18 protein-coding genes and 1 pseudogene are annotated in these 15,021 nt (G+C 73.7%); 9 read left to right on the top strand and 10 right to left on the bottom strand.

The window, feature by feature from the left end; translation table 11 throughout:
• Position 1 precedes the first annotated feature (1 nt).
• The 3 genes from ACFVXG_RS04175 to ACFVXG_RS04165 all read right to left on the bottom strand — a co-directional run bounded on the left by ACFVXG_RS04175 (position 2) and on the right by ACFVXG_RS04165 (position 2,547).
• On the bottom strand, positions 2–307 hold the full coding sequence (locus ACFVXG_RS04175; RefSeq protein WP_188310190.1) for an urease subunit gamma: 306 nt from the start codon (positions 305–307) through the stop codon (positions 2–4).
• Between the two features lie 107 nt (positions 308–414).
• Positions 415–1,353 (bottom strand): urea transporter, encoded by a 939-nt coding sequence (locus tag ACFVXG_RS04170; RefSeq protein ID WP_387924131.1) that lies wholly within the window; start codon positions 1,351–1,353, stop codon positions 415–417.
• A 441-nt stretch (positions 1,354–1,794) separates the two neighbouring features.
• The gene (locus ACFVXG_RS04165; protein WP_387924129.1) at positions 1,795–2,547 is read right to left on the bottom strand and encodes an alpha/beta hydrolase; all 753 of its coding nucleotides are present in this window, start codon (positions 2,545–2,547) and stop codon (positions 1,795–1,797) included.
• 70 nt (positions 2,548–2,617) lie between these two features.
• On the opposite strand from ACFVXG_RS04165, the pseudogene ACFVXG_RS04160 reads away from it, so the two are divergent.
• Positions 2,618–2,878 (top strand): annotated as a pseudogene (locus ACFVXG_RS04160) (PQQ-binding-like beta-propeller repeat protein); the annotation flags it as partial.
• A 51-nt stretch (positions 2,879–2,929) separates the two neighbouring features.
• Here ACFVXG_RS04160 and ACFVXG_RS04155 read toward each other — a convergent pair.
• A complete protein-coding gene (locus ACFVXG_RS04155) occupies positions 2,930–3,697 on the bottom strand; it encodes an alpha/beta fold hydrolase (protein ID WP_387924127.1) in 768 nt (255 codons plus the stop codon).
• 102 nt (positions 3,698–3,799) lie between these two features.
• Between ACFVXG_RS04155 and ACFVXG_RS04150 the strand changes: the two genes are divergently transcribed.
• The gene (locus ACFVXG_RS04150) at positions 3,800–4,333 is read left to right on the top strand and encodes a SigE family RNA polymerase sigma factor (protein WP_387924125.1); all 534 of its coding nucleotides are present in this window, start codon (positions 3,800–3,802) and stop codon (positions 4,331–4,333) included.
• Positions 4,330–5,235 carry a hypothetical protein gene (locus ACFVXG_RS04145; protein WP_387924124.1) on the top strand — a complete coding sequence of 302 codons (906 nt, stop codon included), beginning with the start codon at positions 4,330–4,332 and terminating at the stop codon, positions 5,233–5,235. The genes ACFVXG_RS04150 and ACFVXG_RS04145 overlap by 4 nt, the downstream gene beginning before the upstream one ends.
• A gap of 105 nt (positions 5,236–5,340) precedes the next feature.
• Here ACFVXG_RS04145 and ACFVXG_RS04140 read toward each other — a convergent pair whose 3' ends face one another.
• From ACFVXG_RS04140 to ACFVXG_RS04130, 3 genes are all read right to left on the bottom strand, one after another.
• Positions 5,341–6,144, bottom strand: coding sequence for a nucleotidyltransferase domain-containing protein (locus ACFVXG_RS04140; RefSeq protein ID WP_387924122.1), 804 nt, complete (start codon positions 6,142–6,144; stop codon positions 5,341–5,343).
• A gap of 129 nt (positions 6,145–6,273) precedes the next feature.
• Positions 6,274–7,284: a DUF2510 domain-containing protein gene (locus ACFVXG_RS04135; protein ID WP_387924120.1), complete on the bottom strand. Its 1,011-nt coding sequence runs from the start codon at positions 7,282–7,284 to the stop codon at positions 6,274–6,276.
• Positions 7,285–7,346: 62 nt separating this feature from the next.
• Positions 7,347–8,327: a LysR family transcriptional regulator gene (locus ACFVXG_RS04130; RefSeq protein WP_387924118.1), complete on the bottom strand. Its 981-nt coding sequence runs from the start codon at positions 8,325–8,327 to the stop codon at positions 7,347–7,349.
• Between the two features lie 143 nt (positions 8,328–8,470).
• Here ACFVXG_RS04130 and ACFVXG_RS04125 point away from each other — a divergent pair, with 143 nt between their 5' ends.
• Entirely contained in the window at positions 8,471–9,361 is an 891-nt protein-coding gene (locus ACFVXG_RS04125; RefSeq protein ID WP_387924116.1) for an NAD-dependent epimerase/dehydratase family protein, read from the top strand.
• Entirely contained in the window at positions 9,358–10,254 is an 897-nt protein-coding gene (locus tag ACFVXG_RS04120) for an aldo/keto reductase (RefSeq protein ID WP_387924114.1), read from the top strand. Before ACFVXG_RS04125 ends, ACFVXG_RS04120 begins: the two co-directional genes overlap by 4 nt.
• A 77-nt stretch (positions 10,255–10,331) precedes the next feature.
• Here ACFVXG_RS04120 and ACFVXG_RS04115 read toward each other — a convergent pair whose 3' ends face one another.
• A complete protein-coding gene (locus tag ACFVXG_RS04115) occupies positions 10,332–10,715 on the bottom strand; it encodes a VOC family protein (protein WP_387924113.1) in 384 nt (127 codons plus the stop codon).
• Between the two features lie 111 nt (positions 10,716–10,826).
• On the opposite strand from ACFVXG_RS04115, the gene ACFVXG_RS04110 reads away from it, so the two are divergent.
• The gene (locus tag ACFVXG_RS04110) at positions 10,827–10,994 is read left to right on the top strand and encodes a hypothetical protein (protein ID WP_387924111.1); all 168 of its coding nucleotides are present in this window, start codon (positions 10,827–10,829) and stop codon (positions 10,992–10,994) included.
• A 27-nt stretch (positions 10,995–11,021) separates the two neighbouring features.
• Complete coding sequence (locus ACFVXG_RS04105; protein WP_387924109.1) at positions 11,022–11,996, top strand: PQQ-binding-like beta-propeller repeat protein; 975 nt, start codon at positions 11,022–11,024, stop codon at positions 11,994–11,996.
• 7 nt (positions 11,997–12,003) lie between these two features.
• Here the strand turns inward: ACFVXG_RS04105 and ACFVXG_RS04100 are convergent, their stop codons facing one another.
• Positions 12,004–12,243 (bottom strand): hypothetical protein, encoded by a 240-nt coding sequence (locus ACFVXG_RS04100; RefSeq protein ID WP_387924107.1) that lies wholly within the window; start codon positions 12,241–12,243, stop codon positions 12,004–12,006.
• A 145-nt stretch (positions 12,244–12,388) separates the two neighbouring features.
• On the bottom strand, positions 12,389–13,063 hold the full coding sequence (locus ACFVXG_RS04095) for a TetR/AcrR family transcriptional regulator (protein ID WP_387924105.1): 675 nt from the start codon (positions 13,061–13,063) through the stop codon (positions 12,389–12,391).
• A gap of 80 nt (positions 13,064–13,143) precedes the next feature.
• On the opposite strand from ACFVXG_RS04095, the gene ACFVXG_RS04090 reads away from it, so the two are divergent.
• Both ACFVXG_RS04090 and ACFVXG_RS04085 read left to right on the top strand, forming a co-directional pair.
• The gene (locus ACFVXG_RS04090; RefSeq protein ID WP_387924103.1) at positions 13,144–14,064 is read left to right on the top strand and encodes an alpha/beta fold hydrolase; all 921 of its coding nucleotides are present in this window, start codon (positions 13,144–13,146) and stop codon (positions 14,062–14,064) included.
• Positions 14,065–14,205: 141 nt separating this feature from the next.
• Positions 14,206–14,895 carry an alpha/beta fold hydrolase gene (locus ACFVXG_RS04085; RefSeq protein ID WP_387924101.1) on the top strand — a complete coding sequence of 230 codons (690 nt, stop codon included), beginning with the start codon at positions 14,206–14,208 and terminating at the stop codon, positions 14,893–14,895.
• Positions 14,896–15,021: the final 126 nt, after the last annotated feature.

Raw genomic sequence — 15,021 nt, 5'->3', positions numbered from 1 at the left:
TTCAGGCACCGACCGGGTCGTGGCAGGAGACCAGCTTGGTGCCGTCCAGGAAGGCGGCCTCGACCTGGAGCAGCGGCAGCATCTCGCGGACGCCGGGCATGACCTCGGCGTTGCTGACGACCTGCTTGCCGATCTCCATGCACTCGGCGACGGTGCGGCCGTCCCGGGCGCCCTCCATGATGGCCTCGCTGATCAGCGCGCAGGCCTCGCTGTAGTTGAGCTTGACGCCGCGGTCGCGGCGTTTGCGGGCCAGATCGGCCACGACGTAGATGTAGAGCTTGTCCATCTCACGCGGGGAGAGGTTCACCGGAACCACTTCTCCTTTCCGAGAATCCGACGAAATGCAAGTCATAGGAAATGCAGGGCAGTTGACCGACGGAATGCGACGGAATACCAGGTTAGGGCGCCCGCGGTTCAGATCCGGCGCAGCCGGGGAATGGCCGGCACCGCCGCCAGGAACAGCAGGGTGGTCAGGACGAACGGCCACGTGAAGGCATGGCCGCCGAACGGCGCGGTGACCGCGCCGAGCGCCGGGGTCAGCACGGTGGCGGCGGCCGCGCCGAGCACGGCGTAGGCCGCGCTCCAGCCGTCGGGGGCGACGAAGACCCCGCACAGCGCCAGCGCCACCAGCACGCCGCAGTAGCCGAGCAGCCCCTGCTCGACCGCCTCCGCCGGGGCGCCGAACACCCGGGCGGTGAGCAGCGCGGTGGCACTGCCGACGCAGGCCATCAGCCCGGCGAGCCGACTGGCCGCGAACAGCCCGGCCAGGAACAGCAGGCCGACGTACCACTGGGGCAGGAAGAAGACCTGGCCGACGTTGGCGAAGAACCCCCGCCAGAACTGATCCCAGCCCAGACCGGTCCCCCCGGACGCCGCTACGGGCAGCGCCGCCGGACCGGCGTCCGCCGGCCACAGCCGCCGGAACCCGGGCGCGGCGACCGTGACGGCGGTCGCCACCAGGCAGAACGGCGCGGTCAGCGCGGGCAGTCCGCGCCCTTCCAGCAGCGCCCCGAGCCCCGCGGTGACCACCACGGAGACGACGGCGCCGAGCACCGCGACCACGACCGTGGCCAGGTGGCCGGGGCCGAGGAAGACCGCGCAACCGAGCGCCACCAGGCACCCGTTGTACCCGGTCAGCCCGGTCTCGACGGCGTCCCGCCGCAGCCGCAGACCGTACCCGGCGGCGGTGGCGACGGCACTGCCCAGCAGGCCGTAGAGGCCGTACTGCCAGCCGGCGGCGAACAGTGCGGCGACGAAGAAGAGTCCGCACACGGCGGACGGCATGAAATCGACCTGGGCGACACCGCGCAGGACTTGGACGACCAACTTGACGGATATCGGACGGACAGTCACCGGAGCCCCCTCCGGTGCTCCTTCCCCACCCTTTTGTTGAGCCATGCGGCGCACCAATTCCCCGGTACGGCCGAGGGGGCTCAGGAGATTGCTCGGGAGCCCGTTCGGCGATTCGTTGGGAACCGTACTCCTGCGGATTGCGGAGCGGGACGGGTACGGCGGGTCACGCCAAATCGACGGCGGGTGACGGCAGGCCCGCTGAGCTGCAACATTCTGTTGAAATCAGCATCCGGGGAGGTGGTTGAGGAGAGCAATTCTTTGCGAAGTTTTACTCGCCCCGGACAGGCAGCGGAATATGACCATGTCAAATAATCCTCGACAAATTCCATCCATCCCGGCAATACGGACAGCCGAAACTGTGGGAACGCCGTGAAGCACGGGGCTGATGTGACAGAAATGTGGTCGATGACGGGTGCGAACGGACACGGATCGTCCGAGGAGCTACCCGCGGCCGAGGTGCCGGAGCAGGAAGCCCTCCGAAGCCGCCGCCTCGAACCCGGGCACCGCCCGATGGCCCCCGGGGTTGGCGTACAGCGTCTTCTCCCGCGAGCCCAGCGCGCCGTACAGCGCCAACACGCCCTCCCTGGGCTGGAGTTCGTCGTCCCACTGGAGGACGAACTCCACCGGCACCGTCACCCGCCCGGCCGCCTCCAGCAGTGAGGCATGGCCCGCCAGGCCGAACACCGCGGCGCGGATGCGGAGTTCGACCGCCGTGAGCGGGATGCCGATCGCCGTCGCGAGCGACAGCCCCCAGTACCCGACCGGCCCGAGGCCCTCCCCCGCCGTACCCTCGGCACCCTCCGCGCCCGCCAGGGCGTCCAGCACCGCCCGCCACTCCGGCACGGCCCGCTCCGCGAGCGCCGCCGTGTGCCGCGCCACCCACGCGCTGAGCGGCCGCCCGGCCGCCAGCAACTCCCCGATCTCGGTGGCGAACCGCTCGTCCTGCGCGGTGCGCGGCCGCTCCCCGTGCCCGGGCGCGTCGATCGCCACCGCCGCCCACCCGTACCGCGCCACGCACCGCCGCGCCCGCTCCCGCGACCCCCAGCGGTCACCCCCTCCCCCGTGGCCGAGCAGCACCAACGGCCGCCCACCGAGCCCCGACCCGTCCGGCTGCCAGAGCACGCCGGGAACGCCGTCGAGGACGAAACGGCGTTCCACGACGCCGTCCGAGCTGGTCTCCGAGGTGAAGTGCACCTGTCCATGATGGCGCCCGACACACGTTCGAGCACCGCCTTTCCGACCGCCGGCCGACGGCGCCCCGCTCTGGGTGTTCCGGACCGACCCGGAGGCGACCGCACTCGACGCCGACGACCGGCACGCGTACGTCGGCTACCGGGACGGCGAACTCGTCGCCCTCGACCTCCGGGACGGCACCGCCACCCGTGGCCGCCTCACCGTCGGCGGGGTCGTCGCGGTACCGACCGCGCTCACCGTCGCCGGGCCCGGGCGGCTGCTGATCGGCACGGGCGACGGGCGGATCCTGGACTGCTCGGTCGACCTGCCCGGCTGTGCTGCGAACGCGTAGGCCCGGAGCGGGAAGTCGGCCCCGTCGACTCCCCGTACCCGAGCTCTACCGCTACCGCCCCGCTGCAGACTCCCGCAGGAACTCCGTCAGCAGCGCCGCCACCTCCGCCGGGCGTTCCAGGCTCGGCAGGTGGCCCGCCCAGGGCAGTTCGAGGTGACGGACGTGCCGGGCGTTCGGCAGCAGGGCCGGCAGCTCGGCGGCGATCGCCCGGTAGTCCGGCAGGTCGTGGGCACCCGCGACGGCCAGGGTCGGGGCGGTGATCCGGGCGAGGTCGGCCTCCTCCTTCTCCGGGCCGCCCGTCGCCTCCCACTGCACCTCGAAGTTGTGGCGCTGCATCCGACGGACGAACGCGCGGGTCTCCTCGTCGGCCTCCGGGCCCAGCCAGGTACGGACGTTGAGCCCGACGGCGCCGTCGATGTCGTCCGCCTCCACCAGCGCCTCCTCCTCGGCGCCGAAGGCGCGCACGGCCTCGCTGGGTTCGTGGCCCGGCCGGCCCGCGCCGAGCAGGGCCAGGGCGGTGACCGCCTGCGGGCGCAGCGCCGCCACCGTCAGAGCGGTCCGCCCGCCGTACGAGGAGCCGACCACCGCGGTGGAATCGATGCCCAGGTGGTCGAGCAGGGCGAGCACGTCGGCGGCGGCGGCGTACGGCCCGTCGGCGAGCGGGGTGTCGCCGAAGCCGCGGAAGTCACAGCGGACGACGCGGTGGCCGGCGTCGAGGAGGGCCTGCCACTGCCCGTCCCACATCCGTCGGTCGCACACCGCGGAGTGCAGCAGGAGAACGGCCGGTCCGGAGCCTGAATCGTCGTGAGAGAGGATCATGCGGCGGATGTTACGGCCCGTGGCCGATGGCAGGCGAACGATTTCGACGGGGAGTAAGCGCTTCCGGCCCCGCCTGGGCTCTTGGTGGGTGAGGAGGTGCTCATGGGAGAACCGAAGGACGCACGGGACGAGGAGTTCCAGACGTTCATCGTCGCGGCCTGGCCACGACTGGTGCGGACGGCGTTCCTGCTGGCCGGCGAGCAGTACGCGGCCGAGGACCTGGTGCAGTCGGCGGCCGAGAAGGCCTGCGCGGCCTGGTCGAAGGTGCGCCGGGCCGACGATCCGTACGCCTACGTGCGGCGGATCCTGGTGAACCAGCACGCCCGCCGCTGGCGCCGCCGGCCGCCGGAGCTGCTGGTCGACGCGGTGCCGGACGCGGCGGGCACGGAGGACGGCTTCGCCCGCTCCGACCAGCGCGGCGCGCTGCTGGCCGCGCTCGCCACCCTGCCGCCGCGCCAGCGCGAGGCGGTGGTGCTGCGCCACTGGGAGGACCTGAGCGACAGCCAGACGGCGCTGGCGATGGGCTGCTCGGTGGGCGCGGTGCGCAGCCACGCGGCGAAGGGCATCGGGCGGCTGCGGCAGGTGTCGGCGCTGGTGGAACTGAAGGACAGGACTGAGATCGGAGGGGCGGTATGACCATGGAGAACCCGGAAGCGGGCCAGGACACCGATCTGTGGGTCGGGCTGGGCCTGGCCGAGGCGGCGTCGACGGCGCGGATCGGACCGGTGCCGGTGGCGGACATCGTGGCGGGCGGCCGGCGGATCCGGCGCCGTCGCCGGACGGCGGTCGGCGCGCTGGCGCTGGCCTCGGTGGTGGTGCTGGCGGGCGGGGCGATCACCCAGCTGCGGCCGGACCCGGCCGCCTCCCACCCGCTGGTCGCCGCGGGCACCGGCCACGGCACGGGCACCGGCGGCCCGCCGACCCCCACGGCCGGCACCCCTGCGGTGCGCGACCCGTTCACCCCGCTCCGGGTGGTGCTCGGACAGGGCACCACGGCGGACGGCAAGGAGTGGAAGCTGTGGCGGGCGGTGTGGCCGACGGCGCCGAAGGACCGCGCGTACGAGCAGGCCCTGGCCGTGTGGCAGGAGCGCAGCCCGTACGACTCCGTGGTCAGCAAGCCCACCCCGGAGTACGTCGACCGGTACTACAACGCCGACTCCGACGTCATCAACACCTACTTCACGGTCGACGGGGTCCGGCAGAGCCACGACTCCGAGGGCATCACCCCCGCCCCGGGCAAGCTCGACCCCCGCGACGGCACGTACATCGCCGGCGGCCTGGAGGGCGCCCGCGGCAAGGGCGACACCGTCGCGCCGGGCGACATCGTCGCGCTGAGCCTCGGCCCGGACATCGCCCGGGTGAAGGTCACCTGGACGGACGGGAGCGTCACCGAGCCGACCATCGTCACCGTGGGCGACCTGCCGCTGCACCAGGCCGTGGTGGCCCGGCCGACGGGCAAGACGGCCAAGCTGTGGGAGTTCTTCGACAAGAACGGCGCCAAGGTACCGGACTCGGGCTCGCAGTTCCTGACCTCCTAGCTCCCCCTGCGGTCCGGCGCGGTTCCCCCCGGCGGCCCGGCGCGCGGCCGCCGGGCCGCAGGGCCGCCGCGCGCTTCCGCGGGCGGGAGCGGGGGCGCGTTGCGGTCATCCGCGCAGGGCCGCCACCGCCTCCCCGACCAACTCCCGGGCCCGGTCGACCGTCGCGGACAGTGCCTCGGGCGTCTCCCCTACAGCGCCCAGCAGTTGGCCCACCCGCGCGCCGAAGTCGGCTGGCGAGCCCGGGAGTTGGTCGGCCACCGCCAGCGCCCCCTTCTCGTTGAGGCACCAGCGCCGGTCGTGCGCGTACAGGGCCTGCACGAGCACGCCGACCGCCCGGGAAAGGCAGAGCGAGACGTACAGGACGTCGCCGCGCGCCGCGCCCTTCGCGGCGGCGCCGACCAGGAAGTCCGCCTCCCATACCCCGGCCGTCAGGGCGGCCCGCAGCGGCTCGGGGTAGTCGGCCAGCTCCTCCTGGAGTGCGGCCAACTCCCCGTTCGGGTCGGCGAGTACGCGTCCGAGCGCGAGTTCCCCGGCGTAGCAGGGCGACCAGAAGCCGAGCGGGTGCCCGGCCTGCACCCCGACCTCGTAGCGGCCGGCGCGGCAGTCCGCCCACACCCGCTCGACCCGGTCGAGGTCCCGCAGGATCCAGTCCACGGCGACCCCGTCGACCCGCAGCCACGCCCCGCCGTTCACCCAGGGCCCCCAGCCGCCTGGGCCGGCGACCTCGACCCCGGGGCCCGCCAACTCCCCCAGGGCGGCGAGGTCGAGGGCGCCCCGGTAGTAGACGCCGAGGTCCCAGTCGGACTCCGGCCGGTGCTCCCCGCGCGCCCGGCTGCCGCCGAGCATCACCCCCACCACGCCCGGGATCTCGGCCAGTCGGGCCGCCATGTGCTCAATGGTCTTCCGCATGACGGGAATTCTGGCGCCCGGCCCTGCGTCGGGCCACCGGATTCGCCCCCGGCACCGCCAGCGGCCGCCTCAGTAGCCGACGGTGAAGCTCCACTGGACGAAGCGCGGAAGCTGCGCCGCGGTGGCCGGTCAGGTGCCGCTGCTGGAGGAACCGGACTGTGTGATGCCCTTGAGGACCTCCTCCAGCGAGTCCTTGTCCGGGGAGAGCGCGTCGTCGTCCACCGAGCCCTCGAACACCACGTAGCCGCCGCCCTTGGCCTGGAAGGTGGCCAGCAGGACGTAGCCCTGGGCGCCGGTGGAGGTGGTCACGTGCCAGCGGTCGACGTAGCCGGGCACGCCGTCCACGCTCATGACGCCCGAGCCGTAGTCGGTGTGCTGGTTGACCCCGGGGTAGAGCCCGCCCGCCCAGACGGGCATCGCGGCGTCGGCGGCGTCCTTGGCGGTGGCGCCCTGGACCACGTCCTTGCTGACGGCGAACATCCCGCGCACGCAGCGGTGGCCGCCGTCGCAGGTGTACGGGCCGGTGCCTTCGAACATCGAGTAGCTCGGGCGGCTGGAGTCGGTGGTCCAGCCGTCGAGGATCGGGACGGTGATCGCGTGCTGCGGGTCCGGCGCGATGCCCGTGACGACCGGCTCGGGCTTGACCGCCGGGGTGGTCGGGCTGGGCGTGGGGGTCGGCGGGGGGAGGGTGCCCCGGGAGGTGCTGCTCAGCGTCGGGCTCGTGGTCGGGCCGGCCAGCGGGCCGACCAGCGGGCCGTTGCTGTGGCTGAAGGCGAACGCGGCGACGATCCCGGCCACGGCCAGCACGCCCGCCACGGTGCCGACGATCACACCCGGCCGGGCGCGGCGGGAGCTCGGCGGCGGCGCGTAGGGCGCCGGGCCGGGGTAGCCGTAGCCCTCGCCCGGGTGGCCGTAACCGTCGCCCGGGTAGCCGTAACCGGTGCTCGGAGGGCCGAATCCGGTGCCCGGGTGGGCTTCCTGCGCGGGGTGCGGTGCCGCAGCGCCCGGGTAGCCGTAGCCGGGCGTCGGCAGTGGCCGGACGTCGCTGGTCCAGGCCTGGCCGTCCCACCAGCGTTCGTTTCCGGGGGCTCCGTCCGTACCGGGGGCCGGGTACCACCCGGGAGGCGTCGAGTTGCTCACCGCCGTACGGTACCGGCCGTTTCCCGGGGCGCTTCGTTCACCCCCGGCCCGTCCGGCCACACTCAGGCGGCGTCTGCTCCGTCCGTCCCCGTTCCTTCCGTCCCCGCTCCGCCCGTCCCCGCTCCCTCCGCTCCCGCCCTGCCCATCAGCCGGGCGGCCAGGTCCTCCGCCAGCCGGGCGACCCGGCCGCGGCGGCGGCGGGCGAGGGCCAGGCCGAGGTGGCGGCGCGGGCTGGGTTCGGCCAGCGGGAGGACGACCAGTTCGGGGTGCGGCGCCAGGCCGATCTCGGGGATCAGGGCGATGCCGACCCCGCCGCGGACCAGGGACTGGGCGAACTCGTAGTCGGTCGCGGTGCAGGAGATCCGCAGCTCGACCCCGGCCAGCTCGGCGTGGCGGGTGAGCTGGCCGACGGACTTGCGGCAGCCCAGGATCCAGCGCTGGTCGGCGAGTTCGGCCAGGTGCGGCGCCTCGGGGCGGTCCCGGTAGCGGATCGCGGCGGGGTGGCGGACGGGCAGGACGAGGCGGAGCGGGTCCTCGCCGAGCGGGGTCCAGTCCAGTCCGGAGCGGTCGCCGGGCCGGCAGGGCGGCGGTCCGTCGAGGTGGTAGGCGAGGGCGAGGTCGGCCCGTCCCTCGCGGACGGCGGGCAGGCTGTCCTCCGGTTCCGCCTCCAGGATGGACAGTTCCACCTCCGGGTGGTCTGCGGCGAAGCCGGCGAGCGCTGCGGGCAGCAGGCGTCGGCCGCCGCTGGCGAAGGTGGCGACGGTCAGGGCGGTCCGCTCGGCGGTCAGCCGGGCGATGCGCTCCCGGGTGTCGGTGAGTTCGGCGGCGATCGCGTCGGCGGCCTCGACCAGGAGGCGGCCCGTCTCGGTGAGGGTGACGCCCCGGGTGGAGCGCTCCACGACGGGCGAGCCGAGGCCGCGTTCCAGTGCGGCGACCTGCTGGGAGACGGCCGAGGGGGTGCAGTGCAGGACCTGGGCCGCCTGGTTGAAACTGCCGCGGCGGGCGACTTCCCGCAGGACGGCCAGCCGCTGGACGTCGATCAACAGTTCTCCTTATGACGGGGGCTCCAGCCGAACACTACTGCTGTCGTCCGGTTCACGGCAGGATGATCACCAGAGCCGGACCGGACCGTACGAAACGGTGCGGAACGGGACGGAACAGGGCAGTACGAAAGGGATCCAGGAACGTGGACGTGTGCGTGATCGGCGGCAGCCGGTACTTCGGGCGGATGATGATCGAGGAACTCCGCGACGCGGGCGCGGCGGTGACGGTCATCAACCGCGGCTCGACCCCCGCCCCGCACGGCGTGACCCACCTGCTCGCCGACCGTGACGACGAGGCCGCACTGAGCGCCGCGCTCGGCGACCGGCGCTTCGACGCCGTCGTGGACCAGGTCTGCTTCTCGCCCGTCCAGGCGGCCACCGCCGCCCGGGTGTTCGCCGACCGCACCCCGCGCTACGTTCTCACCTCCACCGTCGAGGTCTACGCCCACCTCGGCCGGCCCGACGGACCGCCGCTGCCGGAGCAGGCGCTCGACCTCTCGGCCGAGCAGGTGGACCTGCAACTCCCGTGGTCCGACAGGCAGTTCCGGAGCAACCACTACGCCGAGGGCAAGCGCCAGGCGGAGGCCCTGCTCACCCGGCTGGCGCCGTTCGACCTCGTCACCGTCCGCACCGCGCACGTCCTCGGCGGCGCCGACTTCACCGGGCGGCTGGCCCACTACGTGGAGCGGATCGCCGACGGCCGGCCGGTGGAGGTGCACCCCGCGCCGCAGCGCGCGACCTTCGTCCACGCGCCGGAGATCGCCCGCTTCCTGGCCTGGGCGGCCGGGGCGGACTTCACCGGGCCGGTCAACGCGGCCTCCCCGGAGGCGCTGGACGTACGGGAGCTGTGCGCCATCGTCGGCCAGGTGGTGGGCGCCGAACCGGAGTTCACCGTGAGCGACGCGGACGAGCCCAGCCCGTTCTCCTTCGGGAGCTGCTACGCGATGGACACCGGCCGCTCGGCCCGCGAGGGATTCCGCTTCTCGCCCGTCACCGACTGGCTGCCCCAGGCCGTCAAGGAGGCCCGCGCATGACCGCGATATCGGCAACCCCCCTCACCCGTACGGTCGGTGACCTGACCGTCGGCGCCATCGGCCTCGGCGCGATGCCGCTGTCCGTGGAGGGCCGCCCCGCCGAGGAGCAGGCGATCGCCACCGTCCACGCCGCCCTCGACGCGGGCGTGACGCTGATCGACACCGCCGACTCCTACCACTGGCACGCGGACGAGCTCGGCCACAACGAGCGCCTGGTCACCCGGGCCCTGGAGAGCTACGGCGGCGGCACGGACGGCGTCCTGGTGGCGACCAAGGGCGGCCGGGGCCGCCCCGGCGACGGCAGTTGGACGGTCAACGGGGATCCGGACCACCTGCGCCGGGCGGCCCAGGCCTCGGCCGCGCGGCTCGGCGTCGAGGCGATCGGCCTCTACCAGCTGCACAAGCCCGACCCGGCGGTTCCGTTCGCGGACTCGGTCGGCGCACTGCGCGAGCTGGTCGACGCCGGGACGGTGCGGATGGTCGGCATCTCCAACGTGGACCGCGCGCAGATCCGCACCGCCCACGAGATCCTCGGCCGGCACCTGGTCTCCGTGCAGAACCGTTTCTCCCCGGCGCACACCGCCACCCGCGACACCCTCGACCTGTGCACCGGACTCGGCCTGGCCTTCCTCCCCTGGAGCCCCCTCGGCGGCATCTCCGCCAGCGCCGTCGACGACCCGGCAAGCGCCGCGCCCACGACGGACACCCCGTTCCACACCCTCGCCCGCGCCCGGGGCGTCAGCCCCCACCAGGTCTGCCTCGCCTGGCACCTCGCCCAGTCCCCCGCCGTCCTCCCGATCCCCGGCGCCCGCCGCCCGGCGTCCATCAGCAACTCGGCCGCGGCAGCCGGGCTCGTGCTGACGGCGGAGGAACTGGCGACACTGCAGCTGTAACGGGCCCGGAAGGCGAGAACGAGGAGTGGGAAGTCGACGGAGCCGACTTCCCACTCCGGCCGCCCCGGCCAACCGGGTCAGGCCTCCATGGCGGCCCGCTCGGCCGCGCTGCGGAGGACACAGAATTCATTGCCCTCGGGGTCGGAAAGGACGGCCCAGCCGCCGCCGTCGGGCTCGCGGTGGTCGGCGAGGAGGGTGGCGCCGAGCCCCAGCAGCCGCTCCACCTCCCGGTCGCGCGAGTCCTCCGGGCGCAGACAGAGGTGGAAGCGGTTCTTGATCGCCTTGGGTTCGGGCACCTGGGCGAAGAACAGCACCGGCCCCTCCGTGAGCATCACCTCCACCGTCTCGTCGCCGGGCTTGTCGTCCGGCCCGAGCGGACGGCCCGTCACCTTGCTCCAGAACTGGGCCAGTTCATAGGCGTTGGCACAGTCGATCGCCACGTTCTGCACTACCGAAACCATGCGCCCGAGCCTCCCCGATCCCCGCCCCGCCCGCCACCGGGTTTCCCGGCCTCCTCCGCACACCCACGAACGGTGGGTGCCCTCGGGAACCATCGGGCCGGGTCGGAAGTCATGTACAAGGTGAAATCCGACGCAGCAGCTCAGAACCAGCCGGCCCGCCCCCAGATCAACCGCAGGCGGCTGCTGTTGAGCGCCGCGGGCGGGATCGGGGCGCTCGCCGTTGCGGGTGGGGCCCGGTGGTGGGCGGAGCGGGACGGCGAGCGCGGCCCCCGGCTGTAGAGCACGACGGCCGCGAACGGGCGGCTCGTGCTGGCCGACGGCCCGCAGCAGGGCCTGTACGTCTCCGGGTCCGACGGCAGCATGCGCGCGCTCGACCCCCGCACCGGCGCCGTCCGCTGGAGTCGGGCAATCGACTCGTCCGACGCCATATCCGGCTACATGGGCGGCCGTCCGGCGGCGGCGGGCGACGGCGCGGTGTACACGGCCACCTCGACCGGCTTGCAGGCGCTGGACGCCGCCACCGGTGAGGTGCGCTGGCAGGTGCCGGTGCCGGAGTGGGCCGAGCTCCCCGCAGAGCGGACCCCTATCGCCGTCGGCGGCGGTGCCGTGTTCGCGGTCCACGGGGGCGCGCTGCACGCCCACGACCCGGCCACCGGCGAAGCGCGCTGGAGCAAGACGTCGGGCGCCGGGGACTTCCTGGCCGCGGACGGCGACACCGTGTACGTCGGCGGGGTCGGGGTCCGCGCCTTCGATGCGCGCACCGGCGAGCAGCGCTGGGTGCAGGAGAGCATCCCGGGCGTCAAGAGCACCCCCGTCGTCCACCAGGGCGCGGTCCTGCTGACGTACAACATCGGAACCGCGACCACCACGTGGGTCTGCTCGCTGGAGGCGGCCACCGGCCGGGTCCGCTGGCAGCGCATGCAGCAGGGCGCCGGCAACTGCCCGCTGTCGGCCGCGAACCGGACGGTCTGCTTCCTCAGCGGAGGGCACCTGACCGGGATGGACACGGAGACCGGCGAGCCGCGCTGGACGGCCACCGTGACCCTGGGCCTGGGCCGCGGGGAGAGCTCGATGACCGCCGCGAACGGCGTCGCCTACGTCGGCACCAACGACGACCGGCTGTTCGCCTTCGACCTCGACACGGGCAGCCCGCGCTGGCAGGACGCCCCGGAGAAGCTCCGCTCCGACACCGACTACACCTACGTCTCGCTGGCCGCCGCCGGTCCGACCGTCTACCGCAGCAGCCGCACCGGCCTCCACGCCCTCGGCGCGCTCACGTAGGCCCGGATCAACCGGCGGTGCGGACGAAGCGCATCGAGCAGCGACGGTGGGCCCCGTCGTCGCTGAAGGCCCGCTCCCCCAGCCGCCACCCGGCCGTCTCGATCCGCTGGACGTAGAGCGCCAGGTTCCGCTCGGGATGGACGGGGTGGAGCCGGATGCTCCTGCGGTGCTCGGCGTCGCCCCGCTCCCAGCAGCGGGCGGCGTGACTGTCCACGGGGCTGAGGCCGCCGGGCACGTGTCGATCCATGCCGGCGATCGTAGGCAGAACCAGGGCGTCGGGCACCTGACTTTGCGGTCGCCGCCGCTCGGAGCCTTGCCCGGAGCGAAGCGCCGACCACCGTCGTCCTGGTGGTCGGCGCTTTCTGCCGCCCGGCGTGTGTCCGGGTGCGGAGTCAGCCCAGCACGCCGGTCAGGGCGCGGGCGAGTACCGCGTCGAAGGGGTCGTGGGGGTTGCCGTCGGGCGGGGAGGCGGCGAGCAGGGCGGTGATGCGGGGGTGGCCTCCTGCGGCGGCGACGTGGCGGAGGTAGGCGGCGGATCGGCGCGTGGCGCCGGTGTCCGCGGCGGCTGTCTCGTTCTGGACGAACAGCGCGGTCAGGCCGTTGAGGAGGGCGAACGCCTCCAGTTTGCGGGCGGGGTCGGCCGGGTGGTCGGCGAGCACGTCGAGCACGTGCTCCAGGAGGTCGATCCCGTGCGGGCCGAGGGTGGGGCGGCCGATGACCACGGCGGGTAGCCAGGGGTGGCGGCGCATGATCTGCCGGGCCTGGCGGGCGATGGCGAGCAGGTCCGCCTGCCAGTCGCCGCTGGGGTCGGGCAGGTCGTATTCGCGCGCGGTGCTGTCGGTCATCAGGTCGAGCAGGTCGTCGCGGGTGGCCACGTAGCGGTAGAGCGAGGCGGCGCCGGTGCCCAGGGCGGATGCGACGCGGCGCATGGAGACGGCCTCCAGGCCCTCGCGGTCGGCCAGTTCCGTCGCGGCCGTGGTGATCTCGGCGCGGCTGCGCTCGGCCGGGCGCCCGATCGGCGCCTGCTCCGGCCGCATCCAGATCACCGGCTCCTGCTGTCCTGCCACTGCCACCTCCCGTGTTGCCGCCAGTCTACCCATCGCGTACGGTGTTCGCGAACGGCGTTTGCAAATGAGGGGGGAATGCGATGACGCGCTTCGCGCACAACGGCGGGATCCGGATCGCCTTCGAGGACCTGGGCGGCGCGGGCGGCGACCCGCTGCTGCTGGTCATGGGACTGGGAACCTCACGGTTCTGGTGGCCGGACGGCCTGGTGGGCCAACTGGTCGACCGCGGCTTCCACGTCGCGGCCTACGACCAGCGCGACGCCGGCGAATCCACCCACCTGCCCGACCGGCGCGTCGGCCCGCCGATCAAGGCCCTGCTGCACCGCGAAGCCCCGGCCTACAGCGCCGAGGACCTCACCGACGACGCGGTCGCCGTCCTCGACGCCCTCGGCTGGGAAGGCGCCCACCTCTTCGGCCACTCGATGGGCGGGCTCGTCGCACAGCGCACCGCGATCCGCCACCCCGAGCGCGTGCTGAGCCTGGCCACTTCCTGCGCCGTCCCCAGCGACGCGAAAGGCCTGAGGGTCCTGCGCTACCTGCGCCTGATGTGCCTGCCCCGTTTCGCCCGGCTGCACTACCCCGAGACCCCGCAGGGCAACCTGGACCTGGCCGTGGCCGCCGCACGCATCCTCGCCGCGCCCGGCCGGCACATCGACGAGCACGATGTGCGCGAGTTCGTGGACAAGGAGGCAGCGCACCAGGTCGCCAGCTTCCGCGACCAGAAGGCGCAGAGCCGCCAGATCGGCGCGAAGTGGCACGGCGGGCCACTCGCCCGGATCACCGCACCGACCCTGGTCCTGCACGGCGAGCACGACCCGCTCCTGCGCCTGGCGGCCGCGCACGACATCGCCGCCGCCGTCCCCGGCGCCCGCCTGCGCACACTGCCCGGGGCCGGCCACTTCCTCGCCCGCGAAGTCTGGACCACCTACGCCGACGAACTGCGCGCGCTCGCCGACCGCGCCGATGAGCGACCGCGGACCAACGGGGCCACGCACGGGTAACCGGCGACCGCAGCGCTGGAGTTGTCGGGGCGTCGAATTCGGGGTCCGGACCGGCGCGCGTCGGAGCGGGTGGGTGTCGGTGCGGGCGAGTAGGTTCCGTCGGAGAACGGGCGGGTCCCGGAACGACGGAGGTTGGGCACGGTGGCGACGTACGTACTGATCCACGGCGCGGGCGCCGACGCATGGTACTGGGGGCCGCTGGCCGCCGAGTTGCGCGACCGGGGCCACGAGGTGATCGCGCCGGACCTGCCGTGCGAGGACGAGTCCGCCGGGCTCTCCGAGTACGCGGACACGGTGGTCCAGGCGATCGGCGACCGGCGTGAACTCGTGGTCGTCGCGCACTCGTTCGGCGGGTTCACCGGGCCGCTGGTGTGCGCGCGGGTTCCGGTGGACCTGCTGGTCATGCTCCAGGCCCAGGTCCCGGCCCCCGGCGAGGCGCCGGGCCTGTGGTGGGACAACACCGGGTACGGGCCGGCCCGGCAGGAGGCCGACCGGCGAAGGGGCATCCCGGAGGACACCGAGGAGGACCCGCTCTCGCTCTTCCTTTACGACGCCCCGGCGTCGCTGGCGGCCGAGTTGATGGCGAATCACCAGCGGACGCAGTCGGCGGCCCCGTTCGGCGAACCGTGGCCGCTGGACGCCTGGCCGCAGGTGCCGACCAGAGCGCTGCTGTCAGCCGGCGACCGGTTCTTCCCGGTGGAGTTCATGCGGCGGGTAACGGTCGAGCGGCTCGGCATCGAACCGGACGAGATGCCCGGCGACCACATGCCGATGCTCGGCCACCCAAAGGAGCTGGCCGAACGGCTGGAGGCGTACCGCGCGGCACTGTAGTGACGCGATCGACGGCCGAGGAGTGGGGAGTCTGGGGGGTCGACCTGAAAAGCAACCGCTGTGGTTCGGGGTGGGGGGTGACGTTGGGGGGGCCGTATAAAAATGCAACTAACCCACAAGAGGGCT

The organism is Kitasatospora sp. NPDC058162 (genome assembly GCF_042884005.1).
Taxonomy (GTDB): Bacteria; Actinomycetota; Actinomycetes; order Streptomycetales; family Streptomycetaceae; genus Kitasatospora.
Note: the sequence above shows the minus strand (reverse complement) of the source record. Positions and strands in the feature narration are given on the sequence as shown.

What these genes read in the sequence shown, in the direction of transcription:
- ACFVXG_RS04155 (WP_387924127.1), bottom strand. Translation starts at nt 3,697, where the DNA reads ATGATCCTCTCTCACGACGATTCAGGCTCCGGACCGGCCGTTCTCCTG.
- ACFVXG_RS04150 (WP_387924125.1), top strand. Translation starts at nt 3,800, where the DNA reads ATGGGAGAACCGAAGGACGCACGGGACGAGGAGTTCCAGACGTTCATC.
- ACFVXG_RS04145 (WP_387924124.1), top strand. Translation starts at nt 4,330, where the DNA reads ATGACCATGGAGAACCCGGAAGCGGGCCAGGACACCGATCTGTGGGTC.
- ACFVXG_RS04140 (WP_387924122.1), bottom strand. Translation starts at nt 6,144, where the DNA reads ATGCGGAAGACCATTGAGCACATGGCGGCCCGACTGGCCGAGATCCCG.
- ACFVXG_RS04120 (WP_387924114.1), top strand. Translation starts at nt 9,358, where the DNA reads ATGACCGCGATATCGGCAACCCCCCTCACCCGTACGGTCGGTGACCTG.
- ACFVXG_RS04115 (WP_387924113.1), bottom strand. Translation starts at nt 10,715, where the DNA reads ATGGTTTCGGTAGTGCAGAACGTGGCGATCGACTGTGCCAACGCCTAT.
- ACFVXG_RS04110 (WP_387924111.1), top strand. Translation starts at nt 10,827, where the DNA reads ATGTACAAGGTGAAATCCGACGCAGCAGCTCAGAACCAGCCGGCCCGC.
- ACFVXG_RS04100 (WP_387924107.1), bottom strand. Translation starts at nt 12,243, where the DNA reads ATGGATCGACACGTGCCCGGCGGCCTCAGCCCCGTGGACAGTCACGCC.
- ACFVXG_RS04090 (WP_387924103.1), top strand. Translation starts at nt 13,144, where the DNA reads ATGACGCGCTTCGCGCACAACGGCGGGATCCGGATCGCCTTCGAGGAC.